Genomic DNA, 12,044 nt, shown 5'->3' with positions numbered 1-12,044 from the left:
CAATATATCATAAAAGACTTATGTTAGACGTAAAGACGACATTGAATGATGCGGAAGAGCGCATGCAGATGGCTACCATGTACCTTGAGGACCAGCTCTCTCATATTCGCGCAGGCCGTGCCAACGTAGCCATCCTGGACGGTATACGTGTGAACAGTTATGGTTCAATGGTTCCTTTGAATCAAGTAGCTAATGTTTCTGCGCCTGATGCTCGGACAATCGCCATTCGCCCGTGGGACAGAAAAACAATCAAAGACATTGAGAAAGCCATCATGGACAGCGATGTGGGTATCACACCGGAGAACAATGGCGAGATCATTCGCCTCGGAATACCCCAGCCGACGGAAGAAAGACGCCGTGAACTGGTGAAGCAATGCAACAAGATAGGAGAGAGGACGAAGGTCGAAGTGCGAACGGCACGCGCTGAAATCAAAGAGAAACTGAAGAAAGCAATCAAGGACGGACTCTCTGAAGACCTGGAAAAGGACGCCGAAGACGATTTGCAGAAGCTGCATGACAAGTACATCAAGAAGATCGATGCGCTGCTTGAAGAGAAGCAGAAGGAAATCATGACGGTATAATCCATTAGCATTGCATCATATTGAAAGGGCTTGTCATTAAAAATACCGGCAGTTGGTATTCAGTGAAGACCGACGACGGGCAAGTGATAGAAAGCAAAATAAAGGGTAACTTTCGCTTGAAAGGAATCCGAAGCACCAACCCTGTCGCCGTAGGTGACAGGGTTGAACTTGTTGCAAACCAGGAAGGAACGGCTTTCATCTCTGCGATTGAAGACCGCCGCAACTACATCATCCGCAAATCGCAGAACTTGAGCAAGCAAAGTCATATCCTTGCAGCCAATGTCGACCAGGCTTTCCTCCTCGTGACGGTCAACCATCCACAGACAAGCACCATCTTTATAGACCGCTTCCTGGCTTCGGCCGAGGCCTATCGCGTGCCGGTTGTCCTCATTTTCAACAAGTCCGACCTGTTGACGGAGGACGAACTGCATTACGAACGCATGATGATGACGCTCTATCAGACCATCGGCTATGCGTGTCATGAAATCTCCGCCGCCACAGGAGAGGGCGTAGGGCAACTCATCCCCCTGTTGCAAGACAAGATAACGTTGCTCAGTGGCAACAGCGGCGTGGGCAAGTCGACCTTGATCAACCGGATTTTGCCCAACGCCAACTTGCGGACAGCGGAAATCAGCGACGCCCACAACACGGGCATGCACACCACAACGTTCAGCGAAATGCTGGAACTGCCCGAAGGCGGCTACCTGATAGACACGCCGGGGATAAAGGGGTTCGGAACGTTTGACATGGAACCGGAGGAGCTGACCAGCTACTTCAAGGAGATTTTCAAGTTTTCGGAAGGCTGCCGGTTCAGCAACTGCACCCATACCCATGAACCGGGATGCGCCGTTTTGGCCGCCGTCGAGAACCACCACATCGCGGCGAGTCGATACCAAAGCTATCTCAGCATGCTTGAAGACAAGGATAGTAACAAATACCGAGAGGCTTATTAAGGGTGGTGTAATTTCAACTGTGCCAAAACGCATTTCCAATCATTGAGAAAGGCTGCAAGGAAGATCATTCCCGCAGCCTTTCTCGTTTTAGCCATCGCCCTTTGGCCTTTCATTTGCAGCCTTTCTGTCTTACATTTACCGCCCTCTTAGTGTTTGTTTACGGCTCTTTCGCCTTCCATTTGCGGCTCTTTTGTCTTCTATTTGGCCCCTTTTTATCTTCCATTCCCCCCAAATTCGGCTCATTGCAACACAGTCATGGTGCACTGCACATGCAACCGCCTGGCGGTTGGTCCTTTTACAGGACAGGGTTGCAAGCGCAGCGAGCTACCCTGTCTGGCACATGACGACAAGAAACTAGGCCGAAGGCCTTGGTCTTTTTACATTGTGATGGTTGCTGTCGGTAATCCCCATACCGAGTCTTACTGTCTACTGCTTGACGACTCAACCAAATATGAAGTTCACAATGAATAGGAGAGAGAGGATGACCAAAGTGGGATTCAGTTCTTTCCAGCGTCCCGTACATGCCTTCAATATCACAAAGCTCAAGATACCCAAACAGATACCGTCGGCGATAGAATAGCATAATACCATCGTGATCATTGTAATGAAAGCAGGGAATGCTTCACTCACGTCTGTCAAATTAATCTTCTTGACACTATCGATCATCAACACCCCAACCAACACAAGAGCCCCACTTGTTGCTGCACTGGGAATCAAAAGAAAAATGGGAGCAAGGAACAAGGACAGCAGGAAAAGCAGGGCGACGAAAGCCGAGGTTACACCGGACTTTCCTCCTTCGGCAATGCCGGAAGCACTCTCTACGTAGGTTGTCAGTGTGCTGGAACCCAGAAAAGCCCCACAGGTGGTGCCGATTGCATCACTCATCATGGCTTCCTTGATATGGGGAATCGTACCATCTTCTTTGACAATCTTCGTTTTATAAGCAAGACCTACCAGTGTTCCAACCGTATCGAATATATTGACGAGAAGCAAAGATATCACAACCAAGGCCGTTTTGAAATTAAGCAATCCCGCAAAATCAAACTGCATGAATATCGGTTTGAGGCTTTGGGGTGTAGAGACAGGCAACCAACCATCGGGTATTGCCGTAACTCCCATTGGAATGCCGGCCACGGTTGCTATCACGATACTGTAGAAAAGGGCCCCTTTGACCTGCTTGGCCATCAAGATTCCGCTCAAGACAATGGCTATCACACCCAATATTGCGGTAGGGGTGAATTTGCCCAGGCCTACGAAGGTGGCTGGATTGGCAACTATAATGTCAGCGTTCTTTAAACCAATGAAGGCGATGAACATGCCGATTCCTGCCGATATTGCAAATCTAAGATTTTCAGGGATTGCGGCAAGGATGCGCTCACGGACGTTGATAAAAGTAATCAGCAAAAAGAGAATGCCTTCAATAAGCATGATGGCCAAGGACTGCTGCCAGGTATAACCCATAGCTTGGCACAATGTATAAGCAAAAAAAGCATTCAATCCCATGCTTGGTGCCTGGGCAAATGGCAATTTAGCCATGAAGGCTAATAGGAAAGTCGCAATTGCAGAGGCGATTGCCGTTGCGGTGAACAAGGCCGCCTTGTCCATGCCCGTAGAACTCAAGATGGACGGATTTACTGCCAAAATGTAGCTCATGGTAAGAAACGTCGTTGCTCCGGCAACAATTTCTGTTTTGAGACTCATTGTGTGGGGATTAAACCCCAAAAAGCGTTCTAAAATTTTTGTTTGCATAGTAATTGTCTATGATTAATAATTTTATATCGAAAAATCAATAGTTTATTAAGAAGGTATCAATCATTCTTACGAAGAAGCGGATGGCTTGTTACGAAGAAGTTGATGGTTTGTTAAGAAGAAGCCGATGTCTTCACATGAATGATCGATGGCTTTGCATAACGGTTTTTCATTGCGATGGGGAATCAACATCCATACCTGTCGTGCCCAAAAGGCTGAAGTTGCCCTTTGTTTGTTTATCATAACTGCGATTATAGAAATCGTACGATGGGAGAAAGATGTACACTTGGAAACAGAATGTCCCTCAAAAGCTCGACAATGGAACTCTTGAGGGACACTTATAGATATGCTGCTATCAGAAGAATAAATAGCGGTTATCTACAACCTTGGCATTGATATAAAGTTCATTCATAAAGTTGCCGGCATATTGCGCAATCTTTTGACGAAGCTTTTGCTCCTCGGTCTTTTCATCAAACTTGCCTGGACGCATTTTCCTATCTGCAACTTTGAACAAATAAACTCCTGCATTTCCTTTGACAGGCGCTTTGGAGAACTTTCCTTTGGCACTTGCCGAAACAGCGCCGGAAAGCGCTGGTTCACTTGCACCTGTAGCTGGGATAAACGCTGGTGCGGCAAAAGTTATCTGGTCTACCACCGATACTTTTGCTCCCTTTGCTTTGGCAGCAGACATATTTGAAACACCTCCAAGCTTGGCGATTAATGCTTCGGCCTTCTTGTCTTTCATCACTTCAGCCTTCACCATTTCTCTGACACGTGAATCACTTAGTGAACGGTAGCCTATGGCATGAATCTTATCCAGCACGACAACTAAAAGATGGTCATTGTCACCACATTCATACATGGGGGAAACGTCACCTTCTTTCGCTTCGAAAAGCCATTTCAACGCTTCACGTGTGCTATGAATGTTGGCCAGATAATGACTTGCTGTGGTCACATCGTTGGCTTCCTGCACCCTATAGCCGTTTTTGGCCGCATTCTTTTCGATATTTTCACCAGTTTGGTTTGCACTCACAAAAGAGCTGAACTTGTTATACGCAGCACTATAAGTATCTTTTGAGAAATCGATGGTCTTCTTTATGACTGCCGCGGTGTACTTGTTCACCATGCCTCTGCGGTCCATTACCTGCACGATGACATTGCCTTGTCCCATTGTCAGGTTCTTAATCTCGTTGGGATTCAAAGTGTTCAGAGCCATGATATACTCTTTGGTATCTTTGTCCAGCGAGGGAGCGTTTTGATATTGAGCTGTCGTCAACCAAGTTTTTTCTCCTGTCTGACCATACTTCTTTGCCAGTGCCTCAAAATCGGCACCGTTCTGCAAAGCAGAATAAATGGAATCAGCGGTTTTGTGAGCCTCGGCAAGAGTTGTTCCGCCAACCTGTATCTGTCGATACTGAATGGAATCAGGCAACTGCTGCTTCGCCATCAACTTTATCACATTGAATGTATTGTCTTGCTTGTTCTCTATGGGACCGTAGGTTTGCCCTACAGACATGGAATCCAATCTGTCTGCTATATCAAAAGGATATGCCGTTTTCAAGACAGGAATGCCGAGATAGCTTGTCAAAGATGTGCTCTTGCGTACAATATCCGTTGGGTCAGCTGCTGCTGCCAAATTTTTACTATACGCATTGAATTGTTTTTGAATTGACTGACGGTCTACAGAAGATGGAGTCACTTGAATATCAACATACTTGATATCCCTACTTTCGACATATTGCTGGAAACGCGGTTTTAATTCGTCATATTTTGCCTTCAGGTCGGCCTCCTCTATCTTGATTTTGGAATCATCGACGGTCGAATATGGGAAAGAGGCCAGCTCTATTTTGCTCTCTTCATTTTCCTCCTTATAAGCCATTTTGGCTTCTACAGGATTGGAAAGGAGACAATGTGCAAACAAACTTTGATATTTCTGAGCCAAAATTTGCTGACGAAGGGTTTTCTCAATGAACGACCAATACTTGTATATGGTTTCATATTGCTGTGCGAGCTGAGGATTTGCACCCTTTTGCGCCTTGTAGTCTGCCAAGAACTTCTGCAAAGCAGACACGTCAAAGCGTCCTGTCTGCCGATTGACAAACGGAGTCTGCAGCAACATAGGGTTTGTACCATCCTTCAGTATGTTCTGCAATTCGGAGTTTGTCACGGCCAAGCCTAAATGATCTGCTTCTTTTTCAACGATCTTGGTTTGGACATAAGTGTTCCAAACCATATCTTTCACTTGGTTTAGTTGCTCCTCATTTAAGCTTTGAGTTCCCTGTTGCATTTTAACAACCTCAGAATACTCATCAACCAACTTTTGAAAATCCTGTACACTGATTTTCTCTCCCAACACTTCTCCGACCTGCTGACGTTTGTCATTCTGAGTAGCCTCACAAGAGCGGAATGCTTCTTCAGCAATGAATGCAAAAAGACCAAAACCAATGATGCCTATCAAAAGTGGTCCCTTGCCTCTAATTGTTCCTAATGCTGCCATTGTTTTTTAATATTTATATTTTATTTTTCTTCATCTACCAAATAGACCGCAGCCTCCATCATATATGAAAACAGCCGCGCGACTTAGTCGTGCTTTCAAGAATTGTGCACAAAAATAATAATAAAAATACAAACAGCACAATAAATGATAAAAAAACGTACCTTTCTGTCATCTGTTAGCTGCTTTCCAGGACTGTCAATTTCACAAGTTCTATCTTAGTGCTCGTATTTTTTAAAATTTTAAACTTAAATCGCCCGATAGTTACAACCTCGTTCAATTTGGGAAAACTCTGAAAGGCGTGTAAAATCAGGCCGCCCACAGTCATGTAGTCATCACTCTCCGGCAAATCCAAATCAAACAGCTCGTTAATCTTGTCTATCTCCAATCGTGCAGAAAGAACGTATTCGCCCTCTCCCACTTTCTTTGCGATATATTTGGAGCTGTCATGTTCGTCCTCTATATCTCCAAAAATTTCTTCTACAATATCTTCCAGTGAAACGATTCCACTTGTGCCGCCAAATTCATCGACGACAACTCCTAATGATTTTTTTTGCTGAAGAAAAGTATGCATCATCTTTTGTGCAGACATCGTTTCCGGAACAAAAGGAATCTGGCGTATACCGCTATGCCAATCGTCTGGATTTTTAAACATCTCCGAAGAATGAATGTAACCTACGATATGATCGATATCCTCATCATAAACGATAATTTTCGAATTTCCGCTTTCTATAAACTTTTGCATTAGTTCCGCTTGAGAACTGCTGGCATCCACTGCATTGATTTCCGTCCTGGGAATCATGCAATCCCTAACCTTGGTTTCTGAAAAATCCAACGCATTCTGAAAAATCTTCACTTCGTCTCCGATTTGCCTTTCATCTTTTGCACTATCAATACTTGATTGCACGAGATAGTCCAAATCAACCTTTGAAAATTCATCGCTGTCATTATCTCTTTCCACCCTTATTCCAACTGTTCTCAGGAGTATCTTGGACAACGTAGAGGCAAATCTGCTGACCGGCCACAAAATGATGTAAAAACCAAATGCAGGGATAGCAAAAAGCTTCAACAGACGATTCGGATTGCTTTTAAATAGGGTCTTAGGCAGGAACTCTCCTGTAAACAAAACAATCAGAGTTGACAATATCGTATCTGCTGGGACGGTAAATCCTGCTTGATAACCGGCAAAAATTGTTGAGTCAAACAATCTGGCAATCAAGATTCCGTAGATTACCAAAACAACGTTGTTGCCTACCAGCATTGTCGAAACAAAATCATTTGGATGACGATAAAAGACATCCAAAATCTTTCGAGACAACAGACCGTCTTCTTTTCCCATTTCTGCCAGCATTCTGTTGCTGGAGACATAAGCTATCTCCATGCCCGAAAAGAAGGCAGACAGAATCATTGTGATTCCTATACCAATAATCAAAGAAACATCAACTGATTCCAAAACTTATATAAATTAGTGTGTCAATGGAATTGATATGTTTTTGCGCTGCGGCTGAGTTTGCTGCCGCTGAGCCTTTTGAATAGAATCAAGTGCAATTTTGGCAGAGTCAGATTCTCCGCTTTCGTTGCCGCCTGCCAAGTCCGTACGCTCGAAAACGCCTTTCGTATTTGATACAAAATATTTCGTCATGCGCTCGTCACTACGAAAATAACTCCCCTGAAGAGTCCGTTCTGGAGTGACCAAACGAGAAAACACGTGGGAATATAGTTCATGCGCAGACTCGTCCCAAAACAATTGCTCGCTGGAAAAGCGCAAGCCATCCTTTGTCAATATCCTAACCCTACTTCTCAGTTCCCACAACTTTAACTGGTCATAATAATAAGCTGTATCACATTGGATGTAGGACTGCACATGAAAATTTTCATCAAATTGCTCCAAGAAGAGCCCTTTGCTAAATGTCCAGCGCGAAGGCTTTTTTATTTGATTCACATCCCACTCTTCTGTTACAATTCTGTATTTGATAACTCCAGAGTCGGAGATAAGGGTGTTCACACCATAGCTTGTCATAACCGAAGCCGAATCCCGATCATGAATTGCTGCTGCAGTATGTTCTTTTTGCTCATTACAGGAAAAGCATACGCACACGCAAATAAGGATATATAGCAAGCTCCTTCTCAAAGTGAAAGTATTATAATCTATCTTCTTGTCCTTGAGACCACTACTCCACCTTCCACTTGGCAAACCAACGCTCATTGAACGTCAAACCAACATTGATGCGGAACGTATTCTCCCGGATAAACCCTTTTGCCTCTTGTCGAACCCATTGAGCACTGATGTTCAATTGCGAACGATTATTCCACGAGTTCATGATGGGCAAGCCCAATCCCAAACTTGCACTCAATTCTTTGGGGCCATCCTGACCGTTTATTTTATAATAAGGTGTCACATATGAAGCACCTATTCTATAATGGACTCGCTTTAAATAACTACGGCTCTTTGCTGATGGACACCAGTCTCCGCCTATCGTTACTTTCTGTCGGTCCATATATTGCCCTTCTACAAGTTTATAGGTCTCTGCGGCATAAAGCGGCATATCCAATTTACTCCACTTTTGATTCTGGTAATCAAATCCGACCTGCCAGACTGCTCCATGCCTCCAAACAAAGCCTGCCCCATAAGTTTCTGGTAAGCGCAAACCATTTTTGATTACATGTTTTGCCGTATCGGCAACTCCAGCCTGGCTTCGTGTAGAAATAACATCACAATGTAAATCGGCACCCAGCTTGTGCCCTAAACTGTATACAGCTCCTAATGTCAAGCTGTTTTCTTTGCCCAACATAGCCGTATATTGAGCACCTAAATCCAGTTTGTAATTGTTAATCGTAGCCGAATAGTACTTCGAAATTGTATTTACGGCTGCGTCGCTATAAGTATTGGTCAACGATCTTGAAATTGTTCCCCAAAGATAAGATAGGTTTGCACCAAGAGAAAGCCCTTTCAGAGGCATCCATCCAATACCTAAATATGCCTGATGCAAACCGCCGCTACCTTTGTATGTGTTTTGATAGGATGCCGACTTGTTCTCACCAATATATTTATTGATTGAATAATTGTATCCCACAGAAGAAAACGGTAAAACACCAAAGCTGACGCCAAGATGTCTTGCCGCCCTGAAGCCAGCTACTGCATATTCAAAGTCTGCATTATTCGCGTTCTTCTTTACATTTCCTTCCTTGAAATTTGTAATCTGTCCAGAGACTCCCGCGTCAAAAATGAAAGTCAAGGAGTCCAATTGTGAATAAGAAGCCGGATTCAGATAATTGATTTGATTATGTTCATAAAATCCAAACCCCAAGCCATTCATGCCTCGGTTGTAACTGCCGGACTGCTCACTCAATATTCCCAAACCGTAACGGCTGTAGGGAGAGTTGGTGCCACTCTGAGCAACGGCTGCTACATTCACAATGCCGGTGAAGGCCATACACAGAAATATTTTTTTCATATTCTACCTTATTCACTTATAATTCGCCGATTAAAACTATGAAAGTTTCTGACATATTCGGGATGCAAAATTATCAAAAAAAACAGAATAATTGCATGATAACTGAAAAATTAAGGTTATTTTTGCATCATGAAACGATTCCGGTGGTATTTTCTGCACGCCCTTTTGACTATTTTAGTGTCGTTGCCAAATGTGGCTGACGCACAAAATAGCCACCCCATATCGACCACGGATTTGCCTCTAAATGATTCCGTAATGATCAGTCTACTTACATGTGGGCCCGGGAATCAAGTTTACAGCCTTTATGGACACACGGCCATTCGATATCGTAACAAAATGACGAACGAAGATTATGTCATCAATTATGGCATGTTTTCTTTTCATCAAAAGCATTTTGTCTTACGGTTCATCTTCGGACTTACTGATTATCAGATGGGAATTATCCCCTATTCCAACTTCATAGATGAATATCTATACGAAGGCAGGTGGGTAAAGGAGCAAATTCTAAACATCAGTCCAACCGACAAGCATAGAATCACCCTTGCAATCCATCATAATTACTTACCAGAGAATCGCGTTTATCGGTACAATTATTTCTATGACAATTGTACAACAAGAGCCCGCAACATCTTATTGGATAATTTAAGCTACAAGGTCTATCCGCGTGGGAACCAATTGCTTAACACTTCTTTTCGAGAGGAGATTCACAAATGGAATCAAAAACATTTGTGGGCTCGTTGGGGCAACGACTTGTTGTTAGGCATGAAAGCCGACCGGCGTATCAGCTACAAAGAGAACGAATTTCTCCCCAATCAGTTGTCCAAAGATTTTGACAGAGCTTTCTTCTACTGCAAAGATGGCCAAAAGCATAAGTTGGTCAAATATAGCCATTGGCTCATTGAACCAACGGAATTTCCAAACACGAGTACGTCATCAAGCTGGTTGATGGACAATCCCATATACTCTATTGGGGGATTTTGTTTGGTGGCCTTTTTCCTTACCATTTACGAATACAAAAAACGAACATACAGTTGGGCGGGCAAAATATATGACAATCTGTCATGGCTCATTACGGGGGCAGCCGGTTTGATACTGGCCGCCATGATTTTCAGCCAACATCCCACCGTCAGTCTAAACCTACAGATTCTCATACTGAATCCTTTGCATATAGGGCTGTTGGTGCCGCCATTTCGCAGAAACAGGAGGTTTCAAATTTGTATATCTCTCTGCTTGCTCTGCGGAATCCTCGGAGCATTCCTACAACACTATGCCAGCGGCGTTCTCCTTTTGGCATTTGTTTTGTCATTCAGAGCGATACATGTTTTTACAATAAATAGAAAAGAACTAAATACTTAGGAGTTTTGAATAGATACTTAGCCCTGCTGATAGCAGCTTTCGCCACTGCGGAAATGCAGGCTTTCCAACTTGCCCCACGCCTCGTAATCAATATTACGATTGACCAATTGCGTTCTGACTATTTGGAAGCTTTCAGTCCACTTTTCACCCCGAACGGGTTCAAGAAACTGCTCCGTGAAGGTAGGGTTTACGAAAACGCCTCCTATCCATTCTCCCCTGTAGACCGTGCTTCTGCGCTTGCTACCCTGTCTACAGGTACAACACCTTTTTATCACGGCATTATTTCTACGCAATGGCTTGACCGCAACTCCTTACGTCCCGTCTATTGTGTGTTTGACAACCGTCATTTATTTTCTCCACAGTATCTTCAGACGTCAACCATTGGCGACGAGATGAAGGTCAATTCCCGTGGCTCAAGTATCGTCTATGGCATCGCCTCATCCCCTGAGGCTGCCATTCTATCGGCCGGTCATGCGGCCAACAACGCCATATGGATAGACAGTCAAGCCAACAAATGGAAAACCTCCACTTTTTATGCGAACAATGCAGACAAGTGGATCAACGCCTTTGCCGGCAAACCTGCTATAGACAAATCACATTCCTCGGAAAACGACGTACTGGCAGACATGGCTTTGACAACAATCAAAACTGCAGCCATGGGTGTTGATGAAGTTACAGACTTATTAAGCCTCACACTCTCTGCCTCAGCCCCCGAGGGCAAGCAAAACAACAATAGACAGACCGAGATGGAATCTGTCTACAGGCAGTTGGACCGCACGCTGGGCAGGCTGGTGAATGACATCGAACGGCAGGTGGGCAAGGAACGCGTTCTGTTTGTCTTGACCAGTACGGGCCGTGATGAAGATTCGGAAGAGTATGGCAATTATCGAATTCCTACAGGTACCTTTTATATAAACAGGACTTCCAAACTTCTGAATGTGTACTTGAGCGCGATTTATGGACAAGGGCAATACGTCAGTGCCTATTTCCATAATCAAATATATCTGAATCATAAACTGATAGAGCAGAAGAAACTTTCATTGCACGACGTGCTCAACAGCTGTCAGGAACTCTTGATTCAAAACGCAGGGGTCTCCGATGTCTACACGCTGGAACGCCTATTTGCGGACAATGGAAATCTGCGCAGTATCAAAAACGGCTTTAACCCATCCAAGAGTGGCGATATCATCATCGAGGTCGCTCCAGGTTGGAAATTGAACAACGAGGAGACGCTGGAATCCTATACCAGCCGACTTGCCTACATTCCCTTTCCTCTTGTCTTTTATGGAAATGGAATCGAGCATGAAAACATTTTAACCCCCATAACGGTAGACCACATTGCGCCTACCATTGCAAAATCCATCAGAATCAGGGCACCCAATGCCTGCTCCAAGTCTCCCCTATTTTGATTTTGGACATTCTCGGCAATCCGTTTCCATGCCGAACGTCCATTCTT

At 44.2% G+C, this 12,044-nt stretch carries 9 protein-coding genes; 4 read left to right on the top strand and 5 right to left on the bottom strand.

Translation table 11 applies throughout. The features are described from left to right. Nucleotides 1–20 precede the first annotated feature (20 nt). Nucleotides 21–581: a ribosome recycling factor gene (gene frr / locus K334_RS0103265; protein ID WP_025881158.1), complete on the top strand. Its 561-nt coding sequence runs from the start codon at nt 21–23 to the stop codon at nt 579–581. Between the two features lie 20 nt (nt 582–601). Continuing rightward, nucleotides 602–1,534, top strand: a complete 933-nt coding sequence (gene rsgA, locus K334_RS0103260) for a ribosome small subunit-dependent GTPase A (RefSeq protein ID WP_027444506.1) — start codon at nt 602–604, stop codon at nt 1,532–1,534. A gap of 441 nt (nt 1,535–1,975) precedes the next feature. Here rsgA and K334_RS0103255 read toward each other — a convergent pair whose 3' ends face one another. The 5 genes from K334_RS0103255 to K334_RS0103235 all read right to left on the bottom strand — a co-directional run bounded on the left by K334_RS0103255 (nt 1,976) and on the right by K334_RS0103235 (nt 9,232). Then, entirely contained in the window at nt 1,976–3,283 is a 1,308-nt protein-coding gene (locus K334_RS0103255; RefSeq protein WP_027444505.1) for an NCS2 family permease, read from the bottom strand. Nucleotides 3,284–3,638: 355 nt separating this feature from the next. Then, the gene (locus tag K334_RS0103250; RefSeq protein ID WP_025881162.1) at nt 3,639–5,780 is read right to left on the bottom strand and encodes a peptidylprolyl isomerase; all 2,142 of its coding nucleotides are present in this window, start codon (nt 5,778–5,780) and stop codon (nt 3,639–3,641) included. A 175-nt stretch (nt 5,781–5,955) separates the two neighbouring features. Beyond that, nucleotides 5,956–7,185, bottom strand: coding sequence for a hemolysin family protein (locus tag K334_RS0103245; RefSeq protein WP_044122651.1), 1,230 nt, complete (start codon nt 7,183–7,185; stop codon nt 5,956–5,958). Between the two features lie 57 nt (nt 7,186–7,242). After that, entirely contained in the window at nt 7,243–7,797 is a 555-nt protein-coding gene (locus tag K334_RS0103240) for an LPS export ABC transporter periplasmic protein LptC (protein ID WP_314826811.1), read from the bottom strand. A 151-nt stretch (nt 7,798–7,948) separates the two neighbouring features. Further along, nucleotides 7,949–9,232: a BamG family beta-barrel-assembly machinery protein gene (locus K334_RS0103235; RefSeq protein WP_027444503.1), complete on the bottom strand. Its 1,284-nt coding sequence runs from the start codon at nt 9,230–9,232 to the stop codon at nt 7,949–7,951. A gap of 129 nt (nt 9,233–9,361) precedes the next feature. Here K334_RS0103235 and K334_RS0103230 point away from each other — a divergent pair, with 129 nt between their 5' ends. Then, on the top strand, nt 9,362–10,588 hold the full coding sequence (locus K334_RS0103230) for an Lnb N-terminal periplasmic domain-containing protein (RefSeq protein ID WP_025881166.1): 1,227 nt from the start codon (nt 9,362–9,364) through the stop codon (nt 10,586–10,588). A gap of 5 nt (nt 10,589–10,593) precedes the next feature. Next, on the top strand, nt 10,594–11,997 hold the full coding sequence (locus K334_RS0103225; protein ID WP_025881167.1) for an alkaline phosphatase family protein: 1,404 nt from the start codon (nt 10,594–10,596) through the stop codon (nt 11,995–11,997). Nucleotides 11,998–12,044 lie beyond the last annotated feature (47 nt).

Source organism: Segatella baroniae DSM 16972 = JCM 13447 (assembly GCF_000426585.1).
Taxonomy (GTDB): domain Bacteria; phylum Bacteroidota; class Bacteroidia; order Bacteroidales; family Bacteroidaceae; genus Prevotella; species Prevotella baroniae.
This window is presented reverse-complemented; position numbering and strand designations above follow the sequence as displayed.

Bases quoted from the DNA above. Each gene is read 5' to 3' on its own strand.
- frr (WP_025881158.1), top strand. From the start codon at position 21: ATGTTAGACGTAAAGACGACATTGAATGATGCGGAAGAGCGCATGCAG.
- K334_RS0103255 (WP_027444505.1), bottom strand. From the start codon at position 3,283: ATGCAAACAAAAATTTTAGAACGCTTTTTGGGGTTTAATCCCCACACA.
- K334_RS0103250 (WP_025881162.1), bottom strand. From the start codon at position 5,780: ATGGCAGCATTAGGAACAATTAGAGGCAAGGGACCACTTTTGATAGGC.
- K334_RS0103245 (WP_044122651.1), bottom strand. From the start codon at position 7,185: ATGATTCTGTCTGCCTTCTTTTCGGGCATGGAGATAGCTTATGTCTCC.
- K334_RS0103240 (WP_314826811.1), bottom strand. From the start codon at position 7,797: ATGACAAGCTATGGTGTGAACACCCTTATCTCCGACTCTGGAGTTATC.
- K334_RS0103235 (WP_027444503.1), bottom strand. From the start codon at position 9,232: ATGAAAAAAATATTTCTGTGTATGGCCTTCACCGGCATTGTGAATGTA.
- K334_RS0103230 (WP_025881166.1), top strand. From the start codon at position 9,362: ATGAAACGATTCCGGTGGTATTTTCTGCACGCCCTTTTGACTATTTTA.